Consider the following 25,261-nt stretch of genomic DNA (forward strand, 5'->3'; position numbering starts at 1 on the left):
GATTTTTAAAGGAGAGTTTTAAAATGCCAACAATTCTTGACATTTATGCACGCGAAGTATTAGATTCTCGCGGTAACCCAACAGTTGAAGTTGAAGTATACACTGAGTCAGGCGCTTTCGGACGCGCAATCGTACCAAGTGGTGCTTCTACTGGTGAACACGAAGCAGTAGAACTACGTGATGGTGACAAATCTCGTTACCTAGGTAAAGGTGTATTAAAAGCAGTTGAAAACGTAAACGAAATCATCGCTCCTGAATTAGTAGGTATGGACGCAACTGACCAAATCGGTATCGACCGCCTTATGATCGAGCTAGATGGTACTGAAAATAAAGGTAAACTAGGTGCTAACGCTATCCTTGGTGTATCTATGGCAGTAGCTCATGCAGCAGCTGACTTCGTAGGTCTTCCATTATACCGTTACCTTGGTGGATTCAACGCTAAGCAATTACCAACTCCAATGATGAACATCATCAACGGCGGTTCTCATGCTGATAACAACGTTGACTTCCAAGAATTCATGATCTTACCTGTAGGAGCTCCTACATTTAAAGAAGCAATCCGTATGGGTGCTGAAGTATTCCACGCGTTAAAAGCTGTATTATCTGCAAAAGGCTTAAACACAGCTGTAGGTGACGAAGGTGGATTCGCTCCAAACCTTGGTTCTAACCGTGAAGCATTAGAAGTAATCGTTGAAGCAATCGAAAAAGCTGGCTACAAAGCTGGTCAAGACATCCAATTAGGTATGGACGTTGCTTCTTCTGAATTCTTCAACAAAGAAACTGGTAAATACGATTTAGCTGGAGAAGGCCGTAACGGTTTAACTTCTGCTGAAATGGTAGACTTCTACGAAGAACTAGTTAACGAATTCCCAATCGTTTCAATCGAAGACGGTTTAGACGAAAATGACTGGGATGGTCACAAACTTTTAACTGATCGTATCGGTGGTAAAGTACAACTTGTTGGTGATGATTTATTCGTAACAAACACGAAAAAACTTGCTCAAGGTATCGAACAAGGCGTAGGTAACTCTATCCTTATCAAAGTTAACCAAATCGGTACATTAACTGAAACATTTGAAGCAATTGAAATGGCTAAACGTGCTGGTTACACAGCTGTAGTTTCTCACCGTTCTGGTGAAACTGAAGATGCAACAATCGCTGATATCGCTGTTGCAACAAACGCTGGTCAAATCAAAACTGGTTCTATGTCTCGTACAGACCGTATTGCAAAATACAATCAATTACTACGCATCGAAGACGAGCTAGGTGTTCTAGCTGTATACGATGGCGCTAAATCTTTCTATAACTTAAAGAAATAAGTTATATGAGTGATAAAAAAGATGGATGAAAGCTTTTCATCCATCTTTTTTTATTGTCTTGACTTGTACCAATAGCCATTTTATGATAAATTTACTTTAAAGTAGTCTGATTTTTAGCATATAAAAATAGTTTGTATAGATAGCAACAGTTTATTTTCCTTATCTACAGGAGGTAGCATATGCACACATTTCTAATCACGCTGCTAGTTATTGTTTCGATTGCGCTAATCGTGGTTGTTGTTCTTCAAACAAGCAAATCCACTGGCTTATCTGGAGCAATTTCAGGTGGTGCTGAAACATTATTCGGTAAGCAAAAAGCGCGTGGACTTGATTTAGTACTGCACCGTTTAACGGTTGTATTATCCGTGCTGTTTTTCTTATTAACGATTGCGGTATCATATTTTCAACTGTAAGTTCGTTTGTAAATACCACCTGATGTATACGAATTTGGTATGTGCCAAGTTGTATACATCAGGTGGTATTTTTCATAAGTGTTCAATTCTTTAACTTTAAATTCATGTAATGATATAATGAATATTTAATGAAAAAGATTCCATTTTGCTTGGGCAAATGGAATTACATAAACAAACACAATGATTAGGTCATGCTTTGTGAGACATATCACATAAAAAAATGACTGATTTCTTCATAGTTGTAGACATTATAGAAAAAAAGGAGTTAATTGAAATGAAAATTGCACAACCAAAACCGTTCACTTTTGAAGGTGGAGATAAAGCCGTATTGTTATTACACGGATTCACAGGTAATTCAGCAGATGTTCGTATGCTCGGACGCTTCTTAGAAAAGAAAGGGTACACGTGTCATGCACCTCATTATAAAGGACATGGCGTAGCACCTGAAGAATTAGTACATACAGGGCCTGAAGATTGGTGGAAAGACGTAATGGATGGCTATCAGCTTTTAAAAGATCGTGGTCATGAAAGCATTGCAGCAGTTGGGCTATCACTTGGTGGCGTATTTTCGCTTAAATTAGGTTACACTGTACCTATAAAGGGTATTGTCCCAATGTGCGCACCTATGTATATCAAAAGTGAAGAAGTGATGTATGAAGGTGTTTTAGAGTACGCTCGCGAATATAAAAAGCGTGAAGGAAAATCTGAAGATCAAATCCAGCAAGAGATGGAAGAATTTAAGAAGACACCGATGAATACGTTGAACGCATTACAAGGACTAATTTCGGAAGTTAGAGACTCTGTTGATATGATTTATGCACCAACATTTGTTGTACAAGCACGTAACGATCATATGATTAATACAGATAGTGCAAATATTATCTACAATAATGTTGAGTCACCTGTAAAAGATATTAAATGGTATGAAGAATCGGGTCATGCTATTACGTTAGATAAGGAAAGAGACCAGCTGCATGAAGATGTTTATCAATTCTTAGAATCATTAGATTGGTAAAAGGCTAATCAAAAAATGAGAGCCTAAAGTTGACCAAAAAAGTAAATGAGGACGGATGAATGCTATTTTTGATAAATAGTGTTATTGATAAGCACAACGAAAAGGAGGGAAAGACTTGGAACAAGAAATTCAACAGTATATTGACCGTTTGTTAACGTTTATGAAAGAAGAAACGTATAAACCTTTAACGGTCCAAGAATTAGAGAAAGAGTTTGGGATTGAAGATTCAGCTGAGTTTAAAGATTTTGTAAAAGCTCTTGTAATCATGGAAGAACAAGGTCTTATAATTCGAGCAAGAAACAATCGATATGGTGTACCTGAACGAATGAATTTCGTTAAAGGAAAAGTAACAGGTCATGCCAAGGGATTTGCATTTGTTGTCCCAGAAGAGCAAGGAGCGGATGATATTTTCATTCCAACCACGGAGACAAACAATGCAATGCATGGAGACATTGTATTAGCTCGCGTACTGTCAGAGTCTTCAGGTAACCGCCGTGAAGGAACCATTGTTAAAATCATTGAGCGTGGTACACAACAAATTGTTGGAACGTACACGGAAAGTAAAAACTTTGGGTTTGTTATTGCGGATGATAAAAAGATCGCAGGAGATATCTTTATTCCTAAAGGTGCACGTAATGGGGCGGCAGAAGGACATAAGGTTGTTGTAGAGTTAACAAGCTATCCAGAAGGGCGCATGAATGCAGAAGGGAAAATTGTACAGATTTTAGGTCATAAAAATGATCCAGGAGTCGACATTATCTCAGTTATTCATAAATATGGACTTCCACAGGAGTTTCCAGGCGATGTTTTAGAGCAAGCGATTAATACACCTGAAACGATCTCAGAAGACGAAATAAAAGGTCGTCGAGATCTACGAGACCAAGTGATTGTTACTATTGATGGGGCAGATGCTAAAGATTTAGATGATGCGGTAACGGTAACAGAGCTTGAAAACGGTAACTATAAGTTAGGTGTTCACATTGCAGATGTTAGTCACTATGTAACGGAAGGTTCACCAATTGATGTAGAAGCGGCAGAACGCGGAACAAGTATCTACTTAGTAGATCGCGTAATTCCTATGATTCCGCATCGACTTTCAAACGGGATTTGTTCCTTAAATCCAAAAGTAAATCGATTAACGCTTTCCTGTGAAATGGAAATTAATTCAGCTGGAGAAGTGGTTAATCATGATATCTTCGAAAGTGTAATCAAAACAACTGAGCGAATGACGTATTCCGATGTTAATAAAATTCTGACAGACAAAGATGAAGCCGTTCGCGCTCGTTATGAAGAGCTGATTCCAATGTTTGAGCGTATGGAAAAACTGGCGGAAATTCTTCGTAAAAAGCGTATGGACCGAGGAGCAATCGACTTTGATTTTAAAGAAGCAAAAGTATTAGTTGATGACGACGGTCATCCAACCGATGTGATACTGCGTGAGCGCTCTGTATCCGAAAGGCTAATTGAAGAATTCATGCTAGCAGCAAATGAAACTGTGGCTGAGCATTTTCACTGGATGAATGTTCCGTTTATGTACCGTATTCATGAAGATCCAAAAGAAGAAAAGCTTAATCGCTTTTTAGAATTTGTGACGAATTTAGGATACGCTGTAAAGGGAACAGGAAATGACATTCATCCTCGTGCGCTACAGGACATTTTAGAAGCAGTAGCGGGAACACCAGAAGAGATGGTGGTTTCTAAAGTAATGCTACGCTCGATGCAGCAAGCCAAATATCAAGCAGATAACCTTGGCCACTTTGGACTATCAGCGGAGTTCTACACACATTTCACGTCTCCAATTCGCCGTTATCCTGATTTAATCGTTCATCGCTTAATTCGTACGTATTTAATTAACAATCAGGTGGATGAAGCAACGCAAGAAAAATGGGGCGAAAAGCTTCCTGAAATTGCTGATCACTCTTCAAGCATGGAAAGAAGATCGGTTGACGCAGAGCGTGAAACGGACGATATGAAAAAAGCGGAGTTTATGGCAGATAAAATTGGTGAAACGTTTGACGGAATTATTAGCTCAGTAACAAACTTTGGAATGTTCGTTGAACTATCAAATACAATTGAAGGTCTTGTACATGTTAGTGATTTAACGGATGATTATTATCGCTATGATGAACGCCATTATGCAATGATTGGTGAGAGAACAGGAAAAGTGTTCCGTATTGGCGATGAAATTGAAATTAAAGTTGCTGATGTGAATAAAGACGAGCGTGCCATTGACTTTGTTATTGTCGGCATGAAGACAAGTCAAAAGCGTTTGTCAAAAGACCGTCCAAAAGTGATTAACATGAAACAAAAGTCACGCAAGGACGATAAAGAAAACCGCAGAGGTCGTCGCAAAGATAAAGCAGGCGATTCAAAAGGTGAATGGACAACACAAAAGCCGAAAAAGAGGAAAAAGAAAAAATTCTTTGAAGGCGCACCAAATCTTAAAAAGAAAAAGAAGAAGCGTAAATAAGTAAATAGAAGCAGCCTTAACGGCTGCTTCTAAAGACGAGCGAATGAAAGGGGAATAAGCAAGTATGCCAAAAGGTGAAGGGAAAGTAGTTGCTCAAAATAAAAAAGCAAGACACGACTATTTTATTGAAGAAACGTACGAAGCAGGAATTGTCCTACAAGGAACGGAAATAAAGTCGATTCGTAACGGGCGCGTAAACTTAAAAGACTCATTCGCACGCGTTCAAAACGGTGAGGTATTCTTACATAATATGCACGTTAGTCCATATGAACAAGGAAACCGCTACAACCATGAACCGCTGCGTACCCGCAAGCTTTTACTTCACAAGCGTGAAATCAATAAATTGATCGGCTATACCAAGGAAACAGGGTATTCACTTGTACCGTTGAAAATCTATTTAAAAAACGGCTTTGCTAAGGTTTTATTAGGTCTTGGTAAGGGTAAAAAGAAATATGACAAGCGCGAAGACTTAAAACGTAAAGAAGCGAAACGCGATATAGAGCGAGCTTTCCGCGATCGTCAAAAAGAATAGTTACATTATTTTACAATTGCAAAATGCTTGTTTTGTGCTATAATAAAAATAGTTATTCGTTAGATGACTTTTGCAAACACAAGTCGCTATCTGCTGTAAGTGAAAAATCTTACGCATTCCGACTCCCTTTTCATAATGGGGACGTTACGGATTCGACAGGGATAGTTCGAGCTTAGGTTGCGAGTCGAGGAGATGGCCTCGTTAAAACATCAACGCCAATAATAACTGGCAAATCTAACAATAACTTCGCTTTAGCTGCCTAATAACAGCTTAGCGGTTCCTCCCTCCATCGCCCATGTGGTAGGGTAAGGGACTCACTTTAAGTGGGCTACGCCGGAGTTCGCCGTCTGAGGACGAAGGAAGAGATTAATCAGACTAGCTCTTTGGGCGCCTGTCAGCAGGCAGATAAATGAGCGAAATGCGAATATGCTGACTACACTCGTAGACGCTTAAGTGGCGATATTTCTGGACGTGGGTTCGACTCCCACCGTCTCCACCAAATACATAATTTTGGTGGCTAACCTTACTTATAATAAGAACCATGAAGCTGCACTAGTTGCGGCTTCATGGTTCTTTTTTATTTGAAGTTTATTTATGTTGTTTCAGGTTAGAAGCTGAAACTGTTAAGGATTATGCTATGGCTATATATTTCATCGCCATTTGAAAGAACGAAATAGTTGCATGAAGCGCAAACTGCATACCAATACATGCTCGCTGCCCATTTCCAAAGGGTTTAAAAGCATGATGTGGCACTTTTTTAGGATCTTCAAACCGTTCTGGAATAAACTCTTCTACATTATCTCCCCAAGCACTTTTATCACGATGCAAAGAAGGAAGTAAAACCATAATGCGCTCACCTTCTTTTTGCACAGGGTATTTGCCTCCAATAAGGGCGTCTTCTTTAGCAAAAAGGTTGAAAGCAGGTGCGGTTGGCCATAATCGGAGAGATTCGTTTAACACCATTTTGATATATTTGAGTTTTACTACTTGGTCATATGAAGGTATATCATCCGTCAAAATAGTATCGACTTCTGTATAAGCTTTTTCCAACTTATCAGGATTATTCATTAAGTAGTAAATGGCAAATGACAGTAATTCACTCGTTGTTTCATGACCTGCAATTAAAAAAGTAATAATTTGATAACGAATGTTTTCATCATCTAGCAGGTCATCTGTCTCAGGATCTTTAACGTTTAGCATGCGCGCCAATAAATCTTTGTCGTTCTGACCATTTTGGTTTTTGCGTTCTGAAATGATACTATCAACCAATGAAAACATCGCTTGGATATCACGTTGAAAGTGTTTTTTGTTCGAACCATTAATTTATCTTGAATATCTAGTCGCTGCATTTGATGCATGGCTTCTTCTAAAGCACGTACCATACTTGTTACAAAAGGGTGATAGTTTTCGCGATAAAAGCTATTGAAGCGATAGTTGAACCCACATAAGCCAATTGTATCTAATGTGAGTCTGGTCATATCCTCTGGAACATCAACTTCTTCATTTGGGTTTAAACGCTCCCACTTTTGAACGAGCTGAACCGCAATATCAGTCATCATAGAATGGTAATCTTTCATTGCTCGTTGCTTAAATGTTGGAGCCAAAATATTGTGTGCCTTTTGCCAGTTTGGTTCGTGTGTCCAACTTGTAAAGAGACCATCGCCACCAAAAGCGCGAACTTTAGCTAAAGCACCTTCAGCATTTTTATCAAAACGTCACTGGTCACACACTTCTTTTACAAGCTCATGTCCTGAAAGAACAAGAGAGGAGCCGGTCGGACCTTGTAATCGGAAAATCGGGCCATATTCTTCAGCTAATTTCATTAACGATAGGACGGGTTTATTTTTGTCAAGCAAAGGTACGTTGCCAAGAGGTCCATATGTTTTAGGTTGAGGTATTTCGGTTTTCATAAAAAAATCATCCTTCCTACATGTAATGAGTAAGTGCTATTCAGTTGTCGAAAAAAATTCTTTTCTCGAAAAATATGATAGATAAATAATTTTATCATTTAATTATTTTCGATCCCGATGATATCCTTTTTGAAGGTAGGGTATCAGACGATTTCTAGCTTAGTATATGAGCTTATTCTTTGTAGTAGCTTTTATTTATCATCATGTAAAGATGAATGATGATGGTGCTGAAAGAATTGCCGAATAAATTAATTGCGGTATAATAGAAGGTGGCAGAGTGATGTTTTAACATTAGATATACATTCGAAAGAGAGTGAAAAATATGGGTCGTAAGTGGAATAATATCAAAGAAAAGAAAGCGTCAAAAGATGCTCAAACAAGTCGAATTTATGCTAAATTTGGCCGTGAAATTTATGTAGTAGCAAAACAAGGTGAGCCGGATCCAGAAGCAAACCAAGCGCTAAAAGTTGTTTTAGAGCGAGCGAAAACGTATAACGTACCAAAAGCTATCATTGATCGTGCAATTGAAAAAGCAAAAGGTGGCGGAGAAGAAAGTTATGACGAGCTTCGTTATGAAGGCTTTGGTCCAAACGGTTCAATGGTTATTGTTGATGCGTTAACAAACAATGTAAACCGCACAGCTTCAGACGTTCGCGCTGCTTTTGGTAAAAACGGCGGTAATATGGGCGTTAGTGGATCTGTTTCTTATATGTTTGATGCAACTGCTGTTATTGGACTGGAAGGCAAATCATCAGACGAAGTTCTTGAAATTTTAATGGAAGCAGACGTTGACGCTCGCGATATTTTAGAAGAAGAAGATGCAGTGATTGTTTACGCTGAGCCAGATCAGTTCCACGCTGTACAAGCTGCTTTTAAAGAAGCTGGTATTACGGAATTTACGGTGGCAGAAATTGTGATGCTAGCTCAGAGCGATGTGACGTTACCTGAGGATGCAAAAGCTCAGTTTGAAAAAATGATTGATGCACTTGAAGACTTAGACGATGTTCAACAGGTCTACCATAACGTTGATCTAAGTGAATAATTTAAAAAAGACGTTCCCATGTGGAACGCCTTTTTTATTAAGCTAATTCTTTTTGTTTTGTTTCAGATCCTAAGAAAATAACCGATGCCACACCAATTAAGATAGCTCCTGCGAAAATAGTAAATATAACGGTCAGAGAAGCGCCTTTAGTTGTTAAATAACCAATAAGCAGTGGGCCTAAAATTCCTCCAATTCTGCCAAAGGAAGCAGCCATTCCTGCACCAGTACCGCGAATAACTGTCGGATATTGCTCCGGTGTATACGCATATAAAGCTCCCCAAGCACCTAAGTTAAAGAACGACAAAAGCATTCCTGATGCTAGCAGTAAGCCGAGAGACTCTGCAGTTCCGAAGAAATATGCGCTTGCAGCCGTTCCAATGAGATAGGTGATTAGTACAAATTTTCGTCCCATTCGTTCAATGAACCAAGCGGCCGTATAATAGCCCGGCAGTTGTGCAAGAGTCATAATGAGTACGTATTCAAAGCTTTTAATTAAGCTGAATCCTTTTATAACCATCACGCTTGGTAACCATAAGAACATACCGTAGTAGGAGAATACAACGCAAAACCAAAGAATCCATAACATGATTGTTGGTTTACGATAGTCTTTGCTCCATACATGCTTAATATTATCTAAAACGGATGGTTTATGTTCTGCAATTGACTGTGTAAACTTCGGTGAATCTGGAAGTTTGATACGCAAATAAAGTGCGTAAAAAGCAGGTAAAGCGGTAATTAATAATGCGATTTGCCAGCCGAAGTTTGGGATAACAAAGTATGAAATAAGTGCGGCAGCTAACCAGCCATATGCCCAAAAGCTTTCCAGCAATACAATGATTTTCCCTCGTCTTTCGGGAGCTACGGTCTCTGATACAAGTGTTGAAGCAACAGGAAGCTCTCCGCCTAGTCCCATTCCGATAATAAATCGTAAAGTTAAAAACATCCATAAAGTTGTCGATAAAGCAGACAATCCGCTCGCAATTGAAAAGAGTAATAGCGTAATAATGAACACCCATTTTCGACCGATTCGATCCGCAAGCAATCCAAAAACAAGAGCTCCAACAGCCATGCCGATGGAGTTCACACTACCAATCCAGCTCATTTCATTAGGTGTAAGGTTCCATTCTGTATGTAGAGCTGCAATAATAAACGAAAGAATGCCTACGTCCATTGCATCGAATAACCAACCGAGTCCGGCGATGTTTAATAGCTGACGTTCAGACAAATTGTTCTTACTCATAGGGTCCTCCTCTAACAGATGTCTTTACAGTAGTCTTAAACAGTTTACAACTGTCTTTACATTTTGTCACTAGTAATTTTGAGTTTGGCAAAAGTGAGAGGGTAGAGAATGAAAAAAAAGACGCTAGTAAGCGTCTTTGTAGCATTAGCGATTTGTGTCTTCAATCGTACCTTCTTGGTAAGTGTCGCTCATTTGTTCATGCGTTTCAGAAAGGCCTTGTGATACTTCATCTGAATTTTTGTAGTCTGCAGCTTTAAATTGACGTCCTGCTAAATCATTTGTATTGACGGGTTTAATTTGTTTTTGGTTTTCATTTTTATTCATATTGTATCTTCCTTTCCTTAGTGAAATAAACTTCTTCCTCAGTTTGTGTGAGTAGGGAAAGATATATACAAAAAAAGAGTTTGGGACATAACAAAATGATTGCTTCTAAGAGACGAACAATAGCTGTTCCAATCTCTTTGGTTTGTCTGAACACGTTCGTTCCATTGCGCTACGGCCACTCGCTTTCCGCGGGGAGGAACCTGAGCTTCCTCGCTGCGCTGCGGGATCTCAGTTTTCCCTCTCTTTCCCGCAGGAGTCGAGTGTCCTACGCTCCATTCCACCCTGTTTCCAACATTGTTTTCACAATCAACAAAAAACCTGAACGATTAAAAGTGAGAAACTCTCAATCGTTCAGGTTTATCATTGGCTGAATTACTTATGTCCCAGCCTCCTGTTGTTTATTTTTCAGATAAAAATACTTTTTCAATATCATCTAGCATGATATTCGCAGCTAATACACCACCAGCAGTATTCCAGATTGCATCTTCTACAGGATACACGCTATCTGTTTTTGATACGTTCAAGTTTTTAAACAATGGATCGTTGGTCCACTCTTCAGCTACCTTTGTAGCTTCTCCATCACCAGTTTCGTATGAGAAGTAGAATAATTTATCTCCATCCATCGCTGGAATACGCTCTTTTGTTGCGTTCATTTCAGCTAAGTCGTTCTGCTGTTGTGATTCAGGACGAGCAAAGCCAAGTTGATCTAGAATTACACCAGAAAATGAATCTTTATGATAAATACGTACATCGCCAGCTGTAAAGCGTACAACTGAAATTTCTTCTTTCTTTTGGTCTCCAAGCTTCTCTTTTAAATCAGCCACTCGGTTATCAAAGTCAGCTAATACTTTTTTACCTTCATCTTCTTTATTTACTGCTTTTGAGTAAAGCTTGAAGTTTTCTTTCCAGTCGCCTCTTAGTTCTTCAGCAAAAACAGTTGGTGCGATTTGGCTTAATTGATCATACACTTTTTCTTGACGCATTTTGTTACCAATAATTAAGTCTGGCTTTAAAGATGCAATCGTTTCAAGACTAGGTTCGCTTTCAGTACCTACGCTTTTAACACCTTCCATTTGGTCTTTAATATGGTCATACCAAGGATCTCCTAACCAAGACTCTACTGCTCCGACTGGCTTAACACCCATAGCTAATAGTGCTTCCGTACCTTCATTTGTCAAAATAACAACACGTTTTGGCGTTCCGTCAATTTTTGTTTCACCCATTGCGTGTTTAATTGTATAAGACTGATCTTTTGCTGCGCTGTCGCTGTTTTCTTTTTCACCTTCAGATGATGAATTACCGCAAGCTGCTAAGAAAACAAGAACCATTACAGCCATCAGTGAGAATAAATATTTCACTTTAGACGCTTTCATTTAATGAACCCCCTATGTATGATTGATAATGATTTTCAATTGTAACTATGATAATATTGCAAAAATTAAAGGCTGTCAATAAAAAGTTGAAAATGATTCTCAAAGTCATTGACACTCATTTTAATGTTCCCTAAACTAAAAGAAAGTAATAGTTAAATAGGCTACCTTAGAGGAGCAATGAAGATGATTTTGCAAAATAGAAAAATGAGAGTAACTGGTTTAATTTTAAGTATAATCTTTCTACTAATTTGTATTGGTTTAAGCATTGTCTTAGGCTATACAGATACAAGCATAAAAACAGCTATAAATGCGTTCCAGTCGTTCGATGGTTCAAACGAACATTTAGTTATACAAAATGTTCGATTACCACGTGCTCTAATAGGTGCTGTTGTAGGTGCATGTCTTGGGATTGCAGGCGCAATGATGCAAGCGTTAACGAAAAATCCGCTTGCTTCCCCTGATATTCTTGGTGTGAATGCTGGAGCAGGTTTTTTTATCGTGGTTGCCATCATGATTTTTTCAGTAAACTCTCTGCAAGCCTTTACGTGGATTGCATTTGTTGGAGCGGCTTTAACCGTAGTAGCAGTGTATTTGTTAGGCTCGATTGGTAAAGAAGGACTAACGCCTATAAAAATGACGCTTGCTGGAGCAGCAATTGCTGCGTTTTTTTCTTCTTTAACACAAGGTTTACTCGTATTGGATGAAACAGCACTCGATCAAGTACTGTATTGGCTAGCAGGTTCAGTACAAGGGCGTAAACTAGAAGTGTTGTATGGCGTACTACCTTATATTGCTGTCGCAATTATCGTGTCATTTATTCTGGCAGGGAAAATAAATATTTTAAATATGGGTGAAGATGTGGCGAGAAGTTTAGGGCAGCGAACCGTTGCTGTCAAACTAACAGCAGGTATACTCATTGCCATCTTGGCAGGAGGAGCCGTTGCCATTGCAGGCCCTATTAGCTTTGTAGGTATTATCATTCCTCATATCGTAAGAGCGTTTGTGGGCCACGACTATCGTTGGATTTTCCCTTATAGCGCAGTAGCAGGGGGGATTTTGCTGTTAATTGCAGATATTGCAGCTCGCTATGTTATTATGCCGGAAGAGATTCCTGTTGGCGTTATGACTGCTTTTATTGGAACCCCATTCTTTATTTATTTAGCAAGAAAGGGCGCTAAAGCATGAAGAAATATCAACCGATTCGTTTAAAAAATCTCTCTTTTTTACTAAATATAAAAGCTACAATTATTATTTCAGTTTGTACGTTGTTACTGTTTGCACTCTTTGTATTAAGTGCTGGGATGGGTGAATTGTTCATTGGCCCAAATAAAATTATCGGAATTTTATTTGGGCAGGGCCTTGAGTTTGAAAAATTAGTGGTCACGTCATTTCGGTTACCTCGTATTCTTGTCGCTATTTGTGCAGGCATTTGCTTAGCGGCAGCAGGAGCCATTCTTCAAGGTCTTGTTCGTAATCCTTTGGCATCACCAGACTTAATTGGTTTAACGGGAGGAGCTTCTGTTGGAGTCGTTTTATTTTTAGCATTATTTAGCGACGAGAAAAACTCCCTAACAGTTAGCATTCAATGGCTGCCGCTTAGCGCATTTTTAGGCGCTTTAATTGTAGCAATCTTGCTTTATATTTTCGCTTGGCGAAACGGAGTATCACCGATTACCTTAGTACTGATTGGCATCGGCTTAACCGCTTTGACCAAGGCAATGACAACCTTATTTATGATTATGGGTCCAATTTATCAAGCGAGCCAAGCGAATATTTGGATTACTGGTAGCGTATATGGATCAAACTGGACAAATGTATATACGATTGCTCCAATTACTGTTATTTTAATCATTATTGCATTGGTTATGGTTCGTAACCTGAATATTCAAGAGCTGGGTGAAGAAGTTGCTATTAATGTGGGAAGTCATGTTCAAAAAAACCGCTTAATGCTGCTTGTAATGAGTACGGCACTAACGGGTACCGCCGTCGCGTTTGCTGGAGGTATTAGCTTTGTTGGGCTATTAGCACCTCATATTGCTCGCCGCCTCGTTGGCTCGTCGTTTGGAGTATTGCTTCCATTATCGGCACTGATTGGTGCAATTTTAATTGTGGCTGCAGATTTAGTAGGAAGAACGTTCTTTTTACCGCTTGAAATACCAGCAGGTGTTTTCACAGCAGCAATTGGAGCACCATATTTTATCTACTTGTTATATAAGCAGCGTAACGTCTAAACTTAATCTTTTCAAAAAAGGAGTGAAAGTCATGCATTCATTAGAAACAAAGTCGTTAAGCTTGTCGTATGGAGAAACAATGATTATCAATGAATTAGATTTGAAGATTCCTAAAGGAGAGATTACGGTTTTTATCGGAAGTAACGGCTGTGGGAAGTCAACGCTGTTACGCTCACTTGCTCGGCTTTTAAAGCCGCAAACAGGTTCGGTTCTGTTAGAAGGATCTAAAATATCATCTTTGCCAACAAAAGAAATTGCTAAGCAATTAGCTATCCTACCTCAAGGACCGGTAGCACCTGAGGGTCTTACTGTTTTACAGCTTGTGAAGCAGGGGCGTTACCCTTATCAAAATTGGTTTCGCCAATGGTCGAAAGAAGACGAAGAAAAGGTTCAAAAAGCGCTAGAATCGACAGGGCTAAGTGATTTAGCTGATCGTCAGGTAGACTCTTTATCTGGAGGGCAAAGGCAGCGTGCTTGGATTGCTATGACTCTTGCTCAAGATACGGATATTATCTTGCTTGACGAACCAACAACGTATTTGGATATGACTCATCAAATTGAAATCCTTGATTTGCTGTTTGAATTAAATGAAAAAGAACAGCGAACAATCGTAATGGTTTTACATGATTTAAATTTAGCATGTCGTTATGCTCACCATATTGTAGCACTTCAGGACAAACAAATTTATGCGCAGGGAAAACCTGAAGAAGTGATTACGTGTCAGCTGGTTCGTAATGTGTTTAATATGAATTGTGAAGTAACAGTTGACCCGCTTTTTGGGACACCGCTTTGTATTCCGCACGGCAGAGGAAGATGTGTGGTTCAAAAGGTTGGAGCTGAACTCCAGCATGCTTAATAAAAAAGAACAGCAAGCGTTAGCAGAGAAGTTTAGAGCTACTTTTATACAAACGTCAGCCTATGAGATGAAGATAGCAGATCTTGCTGATGAGCGGAAGATGGAGAGTGCTCTCTCTTTTATTCAAGACAAGATAGAAGCGCCCAACTTAAGAGTGGTCGCTTCTATTTTTGCAAAAAGATTAGGGTTTGTAGCAGCAGGCTGCTTATATGCCTTTTCTGTATGTCAAAAAAGAGTCGACGTGCAGCGCCTTTCTTTACAAGCAGAGTGTGAAGATGATGGGTTATGGTTACCTCAAGTCTATTACCCGGAACAAGCCATTACTCAAGTTGACGTAGCGAATCGAAACGAAGAACGAAAAGAAATAGTGACTGAACTCTTGTCTGAAGGATTTGAGTCAATCTGGAATCCACTTAATCAATATACAGGTATTTCAAAAAGGGTGCTGTGGGAAAATATTGCCGTGTACCTACTTTGGCTATATGACCAATTAAAAAAAGATAATAACGTCAATCAGCTTCAGTTAGAAGATGACTTTACTTATCTTTTCTATGAAGCAGCGGGTAATCAGTTTGGTCAATATGAAGTCAACCCTTTAAGGTGCTATACAAGAGCAAAAAGTCGTCAAACGTGCTGTCTATCCTATCAGCTGGCTGGAAAGAAGAAGTATTGTAAAAGCTGTCCCATTTTATGTCGAGCACAAGACAAGGAGGCGCCAATTTATGGATAAAGAATTTAACGAGAAGTTTGATGCACTTCTAGAAAAATATACGGAGCTCATGGTGGGAGAAACAAATCCAGATTTAAAGGATAAGATTGAGAAGTGGGCTTTGTATACATATATTTCAAAGTCAATGCCACCGTTAATTAAGCATTGGAATCATCAATATCCTGAGGCTAAGCAAGAGATGGTCGAACTAATTAAAGAAATAAAAAGCTTAAACGAAGAGCTTCGTGAAAGCAAAAGCTAAAAGAGGCTGGGACATAAGTAATTCAGTCAATGATAAACCTAAACGATTGAGAGTTCCTCATTTTTAATCGTTTAGGTTTTTTGTTGATTGTGAAAACAATGTTGGAAACAGAGTGGAATAGAACGTTCTTTTTTTGGGAAATTTGTTTTGTTATGTCCCATCCTCTTTTTTGTCTAAATAAATTGCAGAACGGGACAAAAATAAGGTACATATACTAGTAAAGAAAAGACGACAAGTTGCTAGTTGAATGTATCTCTATTTTCAAAAAAATGTTAAAATGTATAATAACTGCTATATTAAACGGTTCGGTGAAGGGTGGAAGCTTTAATATAAGCTCAGAAGATAAAAAATCGGGGGAAATGCTATGGAACAAACGATGCGCAACTTTTTTTTATTTTTATCTCAAAATAAAATGTTAACAAAGTTAGCGAAGCATTATGGCTTACGCTTTGGAGCCGCGCGTTTTGTAGCAGGTGAGACAATTGACGGAGCAGTAGACGTAGTGCGTGAACTAAATGACCAAGGGCTGGATGTTACAATTGATCACTTGGGTGAATTTGTTACAACGGAAGAAGAGGCTGGTTATATGACGGAACATTGTATCCAAGCAATTCGACGCATTCACCAAGAGAAGCTTAGCTCTCAGCTTTCATTAAAGTTAACATCAATGGGCTTAGATATTTCCACAGAGTTAGTGATGAAAAACATGGAATACATCTTGAAGGAAGCAAAACAATATAATGTATTCATTACAATTGATATGGAAGATTACCACCGCTGCGGAAAGACCATTAATATTTTTAAAGAACTTAAAAAGCGCTACGATAATGTTGGTACGGTGCTTCAAGCATACTTATATCGAACAGAGCAGGATATTAAAACCCTGAGTGGATACGCTCCAAACCTAAGACTAGTAAAAGGAGCATATAAGGAATCAGCGGCCGTTGCCTTTCCAGATAAAATTGATGTAGATGATAGTTTTAAGAATCTCATTAAATTACACTTGCTTAATGGTCACTATACAGCAATTGCAACGCATGATGATCAAATTATTGAGTATACAAAGAAGTTAGCAGTCATTCATGATATTCCGCGTGATCAATTTGAGTTTCAAATGTTGTTTGGTATTCGACCCGAGCGTCAAAAGCAGTTAAGGAAAGAAGGATATACGATGCGTGTATATGTACCGTACGGGAAGGATTGGTACGGATATTTTATGAGAAGGCTAGCTGAGCGTCCAGCGAATGTAGCTTTTATTTTAAAGGGCATTGTGAAAAAATAATATTCATGAAAAAGATCGAACAAGACGATACCTCCTTGTTCGATCTATAGCTTAATTATCCTGCATATTTTGTTTTCCATATTGTTGATTTTGAGATGTTTTTTTACCGTGATTATGCACTTCTTGTGTTGGGCCAGCATTTCCTTTAACGCTAGCTGCGCTTACACCTGCTGATGAAGGATCTTTTTTTAAGCGTGACATGGTATCACCTCCTGGGTTTAATATAACCAAAGAAATAAAAAATAGTTGTAAATAATTACGTTCGTATATTGCGAAAATTTAAAAAATGTTTTATAGTAATATCAGAGATTAAAAGTAGCTCTCTTTTTTTTAATTATAAAATGAATGACTATTCATTCAATGTATAGAGGGGGATGTAAGAATGAGCTTTAAAATTAAGAAGGCAGCTGTAATTGGCTCAGGGGTAATGGGATCTGGCATTGCAGCACACTTAGCAAACGCGGGAATCGAAACCTTGCTATTGGATATTGTGCCCAGTGAATTAAATCCGGAAGAAACCAAAAGTGGACTGACGCTAGAAAGTCCACAGGTACGTAATCGAATGAGCTTAACGGCATTAAAAAATTTAGCTAAGCAGAAGCCTGCTCCTTTAATGGCCAAATCACGAGTGGCTTTCATTCAGGCAGGAAATTTAGAAGATGACCTTGAAAAGCTGAGCGATTGTGACTGGATCATTGAAGTGGTGGTTGAAAGATTAGATGTAAAACAACAGCTCTTTGAAAAAGTTGATGCGGTAAGGAAGCCAGGAACTATTATAAGTTCAAACACTTCAGGTATTTCAATTGAAGCAATGGCAAGCGGTCGATCTGATGATTTTAAAACGCACTTCTTAGGAACACATTTCTTTAATCCACCGCGTTATTTAAAGTTATTAGAAGTTATTCCTACTGAAGATACAAAAGAAGAAGTTGTTCAATATATAAAGGATTTTGGTGAAAACATTCTTGGAAAAGGCGTTGTCCTTGCAAAAGATACGCCTAATTTTATTGCAAATCGAATTGGAACCTATGGTTTGCTGGTAACAGTTCAAGAAATGCTTAAAGGTGGCTATAGCGTTGGTGAAGTTGACTCCATTACGGGACCACTCATTGGAAGACCTAAAAGCGCTACGTTCCGAACGCTTGACGTTGTAGGACTTGATACGTTTATTCATGTGGCTAATAACGTCTACGATAAAGTGGATGGAAAAGAAAAAGAGGTTTTTAACATTCCTGCATTTATGAAAATAATGCAGCAAAACGGCTGGCTGGGAAGTAAGTCTGGTCAAGGATTCTTCTTGAAAAAAGGCAAAGAAATTCTAGAGTTAAATCCAGATACTTTACAGTATGAAGAGCGTAAAAAACTTAGAACAGCGTCTGTTGAATTAAGTAAACAAACAAAAGGATTCTCCAATAAAATGAAAGCGCTTCTATATTCGGATGACCGTGCTGGGTCCTTCTTATGGAAAATCATTAGCCCAGTCTTACTTTATTCAGCCCAGTTAAAAGATGAAATTGCAGATGATATTGTGGCTATTGATCAAGCGATGAAGTGGGGATTTGGCTGGGATTATGGTCCATTTGAAACATGGGATGCAATTGGATTCACCTCTGCGATTGAAAAAATGGAGACCGAAGGGTTAGAAATGCCTGACTGGATCAAGGAAATGAAGGAAAGCGGATTTTCTGCATTTTATAAAGAGCTAGATGGACAGAAAATTTATTATGATCGAAACGAATATAAACCAGTTGTGGAAAACAAAAAAATTGTCCATCTATCAGCATTAAAAGCGCAAGATAAAGTCATTAAAAAGAATAGTGGTGCGAGTTTAATTGATTTAGGAGATGATGTGGCGTGCTTGCAGTTCACATCACCAAACAATGCTATTGGTCTAGATATTATTCAGCTGCTAAATGAATCATTAGAGGAAGTGAATCGGAATTACAGAGGTCTAGTGATTGGAAATCAAAGTAAAAACTTCTGCGTGGGTGCGAATCTAGCCATGATTTTAATGGAAGCTCAAGACGATAATTTCTTTGAAATTGAATTTGTTATTCGTCAGTTCCAACAGGCGATGATGAAAGTAAAATATAATGAAAAACCTGTCGTTGCAGCACCGTTTGCGATGACGCTTGGCGGAGGAACAGAGATTTGTTTACCAACTGCTAAAGTTCAGGCATCTGCTGAAACATATATGGGGTTAGTTGAAGTCGGAGTTGGCTTAATTCCAGGTGGAGGTGGAAACAAAGAGCTTTACTTAAAGCAGTTAAAAGGTCTTCCAAATGATGTGACCTTAGATTTGCAGCAAATTGCAAATAAAACGTTTGAAACGATTGCCACAGCTAAAGTCTCTAGTTCTGCTCTTCATGCAAGAGAGCTAAATTTCTTAAATCACCAAGATGGCATCACCTCAAACCAAGACCATTTGCTTCATGAAGCAAAGCAGTCTGTTCTGTCATTATCTCAGGCCGGTTATAAGCCACCGATTCGTGAAAAAGTGCCGGTCGTTGGTGAAACGGGATATGCAACTTTATTGTTAGGAGCTCAATCAATGAAGTATTCAGGCTTCATTTCTGATCATGATTATGAAATTGCGAAGAAATTAGCGTTTGTTATTGCTGGCGGACGCGTACCTTATGGAACAAAAGTAGACGAAGATTATTTACTAGATTTAGAGAGAGAAGCATTCTTGAGCTTAGTGGGAGAGATGAAGTCTCAACAACGTATGCAACATATGCTAGTAAAAGGGAAACCATTGCGTAACTAAGGGGGAGAAGGAATGAGAGAAGCGGTAATTGTAGCCGGTGCTAGAACACCGGTTGGAAAAGCGAAAAAAGGTACGCTTGCTACGGTTCGTCCTGATGATTTAGGTGCAATTACGGTAAAGGAAACGCTGAGAAGAGCAGGAGGCTATGAAGGACCAATTGACGATTTAATTATTGGCTGTGCCATGCCAGAAGCCGAACAAGGCTTGAACATGGCTCGTAATATCGGAGCGTTAGCGGGACTTTCATATACCGTTCCAGCGATTACAATTAATCGTTATTGCTCTTCAGGGTTACAGAGTATTGCCTATGGAGCAGAGCGCATTATGTTAGGGCAGGCCAAGACGGTATTGGCTGGAGGAGCCGAGTCTATGAGCATGGTTCCGATGTTTGGAAATGTGGCTCGCCCGAATGTACAGCTGGTAGAAAATGCACCTGAATATTACATGGGAATGGGGCATACAGCTGAGCAAGTTGCGCTGAAATATGGCATTTCACGTGAAGACCAAGATGCATTTGCTGTAAGAAGTCATCAAAAAGCAGCTAAAGCTCTTCAAGAAGGCAAGTTTAAAGATGAAATTGTACCTGTTGAAGTGACGATGAGAAGGTTAAATAGTCAAAATAAAATGGAAGAAAATAAGGTTGTTTTTTCACAAGATGAAGGAGTGCGTGAAGGGACAACAGCAGCAATTTTAAGCAAGTTACGACCTGCATTTTCTATGACGGGTTCGGTAACGGCAGGGAATTCATCGCAAACAAGTGATGGAGCTGCTACCGTAATGCTAATGGACCGTGAACAAGCAGATGCAGAAGGTTTGCGTCCGCTAGCAAAGTTTCGTTCGTTTGCAGTTGGTGGCGTTCCACCAGAAGTGATGGGAATTGGTCCAATAGCAGCTATTCCAAAAGCATTAAAGCTAGCGGGACTTGAACTTTCAGATATTGGACTATTTGAGTTAAACGAGGCCTTTGCATCTCAAGCGTTAGGGGTTATTCGTGAATTGAACATTGACGAAGATCGTGTGAATGTTAACGGTGGAGCAATTGCTCTGGGCCATCCACTTGGCTGCACCGGCACAAAATTAACGCTCAGTTTATTGCATGAAATGAAGAGAAGAAATGAACAATTTGGCGTTGTAACGATGTGTATTGGTGGCGGGATGGGCGCTGCTGGTGTATTTGAATTATTAGCTTAATGAAATAAGGGGGATATGGAGATGGCAAACCAAACGGAACAAACAATTAAAGGTGGTAGCTTTTTAATTAACGATCTTTCAGCAGAGCGAGTATATACACCAGAGGATTTCACGAGTGAACATAAAATGATTGCCAAAACAACGGATGAATACGTTGAGAACGAAGTAATACCGCAAGTAGAATTTTTAGAAAAGCATGAGTTTGATCGCTCAGTAAAGCTATTAAAGCAAGCCGGTGACCTTGGATTACTAGGAGCTGATGTTCCAGAAGAGTATGGAGGTCTTGGATTAGATAAGATTGCATCGGCATTAATTGCTGAAAAAATGTCGCGTGCAGGCGGATTTTCTATCACACACGGTGCACATGTTGGAATCGGTTCTCTTCCGATTGTGTTGTTCGGAACAGAGGAGCAAAAGCAAAAGTATCTACCAGATTTAGCAACTGGAGGTAAGATTGCCGCGTATGCGTTAACAGAGCCAGGATCAGGTTCAGATGCATTGGGAGCGAAAACAGTCGCTCGTCTAAATGCAGAAGGTACTCACTACGTGTTAAATGGTGAAAAACAATGGATTACAAACGCTGGTTTTGCTGATGTATTTGTTGTGTATGCGAAAATAGATGGAGAGCAGTTCTCAGCGTTTATCGTTGAACGTGACTATGCGGGTGTATCTGTTGGTCCTGAAGAAAAGAAAATGGGTATTAAGAGCTCTTCAACGCGTACCCTTATTTTAGAAGATGCACATGTACCAAAAGAAAACGTACTTGGACAAATTGGAAAAGGTCATATCATCGCGTTTAATATCTTAAATATCGGTCGCTATAAGCTAGGTGTAGGGGCAGTAGGAGCTGGTAAGCGTGCGGTAGAATTAACTTCTGAATACGTGAATCAACGCCAACAGTTTAAGACACCGATTGCAAAATTTTCGTTAACACAAGAAAAGATTGCAACCATGGCATCGAAATTATATGCTTCTGAAAGCTCTGTTTATCGTACGGTTGGTCTCTTTGAAGACAGAATGGGTCAGCTATCGGAAGAGCAACAAAAAGATGGAAAAGAAATTGCTGCCTCAATTGCAGAGTATGCCATTGAGTGTTCGTTAAATAAAGTATTTGCAACGGAAGTGCTAGATTATTTAGTAGACGAGGGAGTTCAGCTTCATGGTGGCTATGGCTTTATGAGCGAATATGAAATTGAGCGCTTGTACCGTGATTCTCGAATCAACCGTATTTTTGAAGGAACAAATGAAATCAATCGTTTATTGGTGCCAGGAACGTACTTACGCAAAGCCTTAAAAGGTGAGCTTCCATTGTTACAAAAAGCTCAGTCACTACAGGAAGAGCTTATGATGCTAATGCCTGAAGAAGCTGGAGAAGGCGCATTAGATCAATCTAAACTATTAGTTCGTAATGGTAAAAAAATTGCGCTATTACTACTTGGTCTAGCAGCTCAAAAGTATGGTAAAAAACTTGAGGGTGAACAAGAGGTGTTAGTTAATATTTCTGACATGATAAGCAACGTATATGCAATGGAATCTGCTGTATTACGTACGGAAAAAGCAATTTTGAAAAATGGAGAAGAAAAAAATCAGCTTAAAGTCAACTATACAAAAGTATTCTGCCAAGAAGCATTTAATAAAATTGAAGCGGATGCAAAAGAAACGCTTATTGCTGTAGAAGAAGGAGATACGCTACGTATGATGCTCTCGTCATTACGAAAGCTAACTCGTCACACGCCGGTCAACGTTATTGTTGTTAAGCGAGAAATTGCAAAGGTTGTATTGGAAGAAGAGCGCTTTATTGTGTAATTTTAAAGTATGTAATAGAGAGCTGTGTAAAGGGAAAGTATGAGTATTCTCCTTTACACAGCTTTTCTTTGTTTAACTGCAAACTAAAATAGGTAAATTAAAGTTGGATGTGTTAAAATACGAAAAAGCGAAGAAAAAGGAGGCGAAATAATGAGCGTATTATTCTATTCATATCCTAAATGTGGTACATGTCGAAAAGCAAAACAATGGCTAGATCAAAATGGTGTGGCGTATGAAGAAATTCATATTATCGAAAATCCACCAACGAAAGAGCAGCTAACGAGCTATTATCAAAATAGTGGCTTGCCGCTAAAGAAATTCTTTAATACAAGCGGAAAGAAGTATCGTGAGCTAGGTCTGAAAGACAAAGTTGCAACAGCAAGTGATGAGGAATTACTTGAAATCCTTTCATCTGACGGGATGTTAATCAAGCGCCCGTTATTAACTGACGGTGATAAAGTAACGGTAGGGTTTAAAGAAGAAGAATTTGACACAACGTGGAAATAAATTTAAAATTCCGTGCGGATTCAAATAGAAAAAACCTGTTGTTTACGTTACACTGATAAGAGGTAGTCGTTGCTATTCATTAGCGGCATACATAATTTATTGGAGGGATTAAGATGAGTACACCAAAAGAGTTGCGTTATTCAGAAGAGCATGAGTGGGTAAAAAGCGAAGGAGAAGTTTGCCGGGTAGGAATTACACACTTTGCACAATCTGAACTTGGTGACATTGTATTTGTTGAGCTTCCAGAAGTTGGCGATAAAGTTGAAGCAGACGAGCCGTTTGGTAGCGTAGAATCTGTGAAAACAGTATCAGAGCTATATGCACCAATTAGCGGTGAGGTTGTAGAAGTAAACGAAGAATTAAGCGATAATCCTGAGTTTGTAAACGAGTCTCCATATGAAAAAGCATGGATGGTTGTAATTAAGCCTGCTGATTCGGCAGATGTTGAGAAGCTTATGACAGCTGAACAATACGATGAAATGATTAACGAAGGTTAATTGACTTCATCTTAAGACATTTCACTTAGTATATCCATAATTTGTCTTCATGGACCTATAACAAAAAGGGCACTCTATTTAGTAAACAAGCTAAAGGGGTGTCTTTTTATGTTCGAACATAAAAAAGTTGACATAACGGATCGAATTACAGCAAAATTTCATGAAAATGGTATGCAATTGTATGTAGATAAACAATCAATTGGCCATGTGAATTATGGTGCAACGGGTAATCAATATAATTTAGAGTCAGGTTACACGCAAGAAAATAACAAGATTTATCAGTATGCTGACGTCCAGGCTGGAGCTACACAAAAGTATACGGACTGCGATTCAGAAGAGGGTTGGTGCTAAATTTAGCATGAAACCTCTGAGTGCAAGACTGATGGCGCCAACCACATAAGGTTTGGCGCCATCAGTCTAAGATGATCGAAAATAGTCTATTTTTTCAATAAAAAACAATTCATATATGTTCTTTTTACAGCAAAATCTTTTAAAAAACAGGGGAACTGTGTTACATTAACGAATATTGTATAGCATAAAGGAATAACGTTACTATACAACTGATAATCATAGGTGATGACGATGCGTTTAATAGAAATTGAAAAAGTAATTATTGTAGAAGGTAAGTCTGACAAAAAGCGAATCGAAAGTATTATTAATGAACCGATTGAGATTATTTGTACAAATGGAACCATCAGCTTGTCAAAGCTAGATGAGATTATCGATTCCACGTATGATAAAGATGTGTATATCTTGGTTGACTCAGATGATTCCGGCAATAAATTACGGAAACAGTTTAAAAAAGAACTTCCGGAAGCGGAGCACCTTTATATCGATAAAATGTATCGTGAGGTAGCGGCGGCCCCAAGAAATCATATTGCTACGGTACTTTTAAGTGCTAATATAGATGTTAACGCAGAATTTTTAATATAGAAGGATGAGTAACATGGAAGAGTGGACAGAGGAACAGCTAGACGAAAAGCTAAATAAAGACGAGCGTACGGTTATTTTTTTCCATACACCCCTTTGTGGAACGTGCCAACTAGCTAAAAAAATGTTAACAGTAGTAGAAGCGATTATTCCAGACTTAACAATCGGAATGAGTAATTTAAACTATATGCCTGCTAAAGCGTCTTTGCTCGAAATTGAAAGTGTTCCATGCCTAATTGAATATAGAAATGGCGAAGTGAAGCAGAAGCTGTATGCTTTTCACTCTGTTGAATATGTAATGGAACGTCTTAGTTAAACAAACATTTGTTTAAGGGTGTGCATGGGATTATTATCCTATGCGCATTTTTTGTTGACACCCTTTCTGACACATGCTAGAATCACAAACATAAATAAATGAATATTTGATGAAAACAAAATAATTTCAATAATTTGTCGTTAACTCTTATCAAGAGAGGTGGAGGGACTGTGCCCTATGAAACCCGGCAACCGTCAGACTAACTGAAATGGTGCCAATTCCTGCAAAGCATAAGCTTTGAAAGATGAGAGAAAGGATTTTATCAAAAA

The 25,261-nt window shown here is 38.8% G+C and carries 24 protein-coding genes, 1 other RNA gene, 1 pseudogene and 1 riboswitch; of the genes and pseudogenes, 21 read left to right on the top strand and 5 right to left on the bottom strand.

Annotated features, from left to right (window positions below; all coding sequences use genetic code 11):
* Positions 1-23: 23 nt before the first annotated feature.
* From eno to ssrA, 6 genes are all read left to right on the top strand, one after another.
* Positions 24-1,319 carry a phosphopyruvate hydratase gene (gene eno / locus A2U94_RS09390; RefSeq protein ID WP_025907465.1) on the top strand — a complete coding sequence of 432 codons (1,296 nt, stop codon included), beginning with the start codon at positions 24-26 and terminating at the stop codon, positions 1,317-1,319.
* 179 nt (positions 1,320-1,498) lie between these two features.
* Positions 1,499-1,732 (top strand): preprotein translocase subunit SecG, encoded by a 234-nt coding sequence (secG, locus tag A2U94_RS09395; protein ID WP_025907467.1) that lies wholly within the window; start codon positions 1,499-1,501, stop codon positions 1,730-1,732.
* A gap of 274 nt (positions 1,733-2,006) precedes the next feature.
* Positions 2,007-2,747 carry an alpha/beta hydrolase gene (locus A2U94_RS09400; protein ID WP_025907469.1) on the top strand — a complete coding sequence of 247 codons (741 nt, stop codon included), beginning with the start codon at positions 2,007-2,009 and terminating at the stop codon, positions 2,745-2,747.
* A gap of 160 nt (positions 2,748-2,907) precedes the next feature.
* Positions 2,908-5,217 carry a ribonuclease R gene (gene rnr, locus A2U94_RS09405; protein WP_374699990.1) on the top strand — a complete coding sequence of 770 codons (2,310 nt, stop codon included), beginning with the start codon at positions 2,908-2,910 and terminating at the stop codon, positions 5,215-5,217.
* Between the two features lie 64 nt (positions 5,218-5,281).
* Positions 5,282-5,749, top strand: coding sequence for an SsrA-binding protein SmpB (gene smpB, locus A2U94_RS09410; RefSeq protein WP_025907473.1), 468 nt, complete (start codon positions 5,282-5,284; stop codon positions 5,747-5,749).
* A gap of 137 nt (positions 5,750-5,886) precedes the next feature.
* Positions 5,887-6,248, top strand: a transfer-messenger RNA (tmRNA) gene (gene ssrA / locus A2U94_RS09415).
* A 137-nt stretch (positions 6,249-6,385) separates the two neighbouring features.
* Here ssrA and A2U94_RS09420 read toward each other — a convergent pair.
* Positions 6,386-7,659 (bottom strand): annotated as a pseudogene (locus A2U94_RS09420) (cytochrome P450); the annotation flags it as partial.
* Between the two features lie 322 nt (positions 7,660-7,981).
* Here A2U94_RS09420 and A2U94_RS09425 point away from each other — a divergent pair.
* Complete coding sequence (locus tag A2U94_RS09425; protein WP_035319819.1) at positions 7,982-8,701, top strand: YebC/PmpR family DNA-binding transcriptional regulator; 720 nt, start codon at positions 7,982-7,984, stop codon at positions 8,699-8,701.
* Positions 8,702-8,738: 37 nt separating this feature from the next.
* On the opposite strand, the gene A2U94_RS09430 is transcribed toward A2U94_RS09425, so the two are convergent.
* From A2U94_RS09430 to A2U94_RS09440, 3 genes are all read right to left on the bottom strand, one after another.
* The gene (locus tag A2U94_RS09430) at positions 8,739-9,941 is read right to left on the bottom strand and encodes an MFS transporter (protein WP_025907483.1); all 1,203 of its coding nucleotides are present in this window, start codon (positions 9,939-9,941) and stop codon (positions 8,739-8,741) included.
* 144 nt (positions 9,942-10,085) lie between these two features.
* Positions 10,086-10,265: a YozQ family protein gene (locus A2U94_RS09435; protein WP_025907485.1), complete on the bottom strand. Its 180-nt coding sequence runs from the start codon at positions 10,263-10,265 to the stop codon at positions 10,086-10,088.
* Between the two features lie 398 nt (positions 10,266-10,663).
* Positions 10,664-11,638, bottom strand: a complete 975-nt coding sequence (locus A2U94_RS09440; protein WP_025909454.1) for an ABC transporter substrate-binding protein — start codon at positions 11,636-11,638, stop codon at positions 10,664-10,666.
* Positions 11,639-11,821: 183 nt separating this feature from the next.
* Between A2U94_RS09440 and A2U94_RS09445 the strand changes: the two genes are divergently transcribed.
* The 6 genes from A2U94_RS09445 (at position 11,822) to A2U94_RS09470 (ending at position 16,978) form a co-directional block, all read left to right on the top strand.
* Positions 11,822-12,823 (top strand): FecCD family ABC transporter permease, encoded by a 1,002-nt coding sequence (locus tag A2U94_RS09445; protein WP_025909453.1) that lies wholly within the window; start codon positions 11,822-11,824, stop codon positions 12,821-12,823.
* On the top strand, positions 12,820-13,869 hold the full coding sequence (locus A2U94_RS09450) for a FecCD family ABC transporter permease (RefSeq protein WP_025909452.1): 1,050 nt from the start codon (positions 12,820-12,822) through the stop codon (positions 13,867-13,869). Before A2U94_RS09445 ends, A2U94_RS09450 begins: the two co-directional genes overlap by 4 nt.
* Positions 13,870-13,900: 31 nt before the next feature.
* Positions 13,901-14,725: an ABC transporter ATP-binding protein gene (locus A2U94_RS09455; protein WP_025909451.1), complete on the top strand. Its 825-nt coding sequence runs from the start codon at positions 13,901-13,903 to the stop codon at positions 14,723-14,725.
* Entirely contained in the window at positions 14,718-15,455 is a 738-nt protein-coding gene (locus tag A2U94_RS09460) for an IucA/IucC family C-terminal-domain containing protein (RefSeq protein ID WP_025909450.1), read from the top strand. Before A2U94_RS09455 ends, A2U94_RS09460 begins: the two co-directional genes overlap by 8 nt.
* A complete protein-coding gene (locus A2U94_RS09465) occupies positions 15,448-15,696 on the top strand; it encodes a DUF2573 family protein (RefSeq protein ID WP_025909449.1) in 249 nt (82 codons plus the stop codon). Before A2U94_RS09460 ends, A2U94_RS09465 begins: the two co-directional genes overlap by 8 nt.
* A gap of 364 nt (positions 15,697-16,060) precedes the next feature.
* Positions 16,061-16,978, top strand: a complete 918-nt coding sequence (locus tag A2U94_RS09470; RefSeq protein WP_025909448.1) for a proline dehydrogenase family protein — start codon at positions 16,061-16,063, stop codon at positions 16,976-16,978.
* Between the two features lie 51 nt (positions 16,979-17,029).
* Here the strand turns inward: A2U94_RS09470 and A2U94_RS20610 are convergent, their stop codons facing one another.
* The gene (locus A2U94_RS20610; protein ID WP_076512331.1) at positions 17,030-17,179 is read right to left on the bottom strand and encodes a YuzL family protein; all 150 of its coding nucleotides are present in this window, start codon (positions 17,177-17,179) and stop codon (positions 17,030-17,032) included.
* Positions 17,180-17,360: 181 nt separating this feature from the next.
* On the opposite strand from A2U94_RS20610, the gene A2U94_RS09475 reads away from it, so the two are divergent.
* The 8 genes from A2U94_RS09475 (at position 17,361) to A2U94_RS09510 (ending at position 24,992) form a co-directional block, all read left to right on the top strand.
* A complete protein-coding gene (locus tag A2U94_RS09475; protein WP_025909447.1) occupies positions 17,361-19,745 on the top strand; it encodes a 3-hydroxyacyl-CoA dehydrogenase/enoyl-CoA hydratase family protein in 2,385 nt (794 codons plus the stop codon).
* Between the two features lie 12 nt (positions 19,746-19,757).
* A complete protein-coding gene (locus tag A2U94_RS09480) occupies positions 19,758-20,936 on the top strand; it encodes an acetyl-CoA C-acetyltransferase (protein WP_025909446.1) in 1,179 nt (392 codons plus the stop codon).
* A gap of 21 nt (positions 20,937-20,957) precedes the next feature.
* The gene (locus tag A2U94_RS09485) at positions 20,958-22,742 is read left to right on the top strand and encodes an acyl-CoA dehydrogenase FadE (protein ID WP_025909445.1); all 1,785 of its coding nucleotides are present in this window, start codon (positions 20,958-20,960) and stop codon (positions 22,740-22,742) included.
* A gap of 150 nt (positions 22,743-22,892) precedes the next feature.
* Positions 22,893-23,249, top strand: coding sequence for an arsenate reductase family protein (locus A2U94_RS09490; protein WP_025909444.1), 357 nt, complete (start codon positions 22,893-22,895; stop codon positions 23,247-23,249).
* A 113-nt stretch (positions 23,250-23,362) separates the two neighbouring features.
* The gene (gene gcvH, locus A2U94_RS09495) at positions 23,363-23,746 is read left to right on the top strand and encodes a glycine cleavage system protein GcvH (protein WP_025909443.1); all 384 of its coding nucleotides are present in this window, start codon (positions 23,363-23,365) and stop codon (positions 23,744-23,746) included.
* Positions 23,747-23,854: 108 nt separating this feature from the next.
* Entirely contained in the window at positions 23,855-24,097 is a 243-nt protein-coding gene (locus tag A2U94_RS09500) for a YusG family protein (protein WP_025909442.1), read from the top strand.
* Positions 24,098-24,328: 231 nt separating this feature from the next.
* Entirely contained in the window at positions 24,329-24,679 is a 351-nt protein-coding gene (locus A2U94_RS09505) for a toprim domain-containing protein (protein ID WP_025909441.1), read from the top strand.
* A gap of 13 nt (positions 24,680-24,692) precedes the next feature.
* Positions 24,693-24,992, top strand: coding sequence for a thioredoxin family protein (locus A2U94_RS09510; protein WP_025909440.1), 300 nt, complete (start codon positions 24,693-24,695; stop codon positions 24,990-24,992).
* A gap of 144 nt (positions 24,993-25,136) precedes the next feature.
* A riboswitch (SAM riboswitch) is annotated at positions 25,137-25,243 on the top strand.
* The last annotated feature ends 18 nt before the right edge of the window (positions 25,244-25,261 follow it).

The organism is Bacillus sp. VT 712, from assembly GCF_001614195.1.
Taxonomy (GTDB): domain Bacteria; phylum Bacillota; class Bacilli; order Bacillales; family Bacillaceae_H; genus Priestia; species Priestia flexa.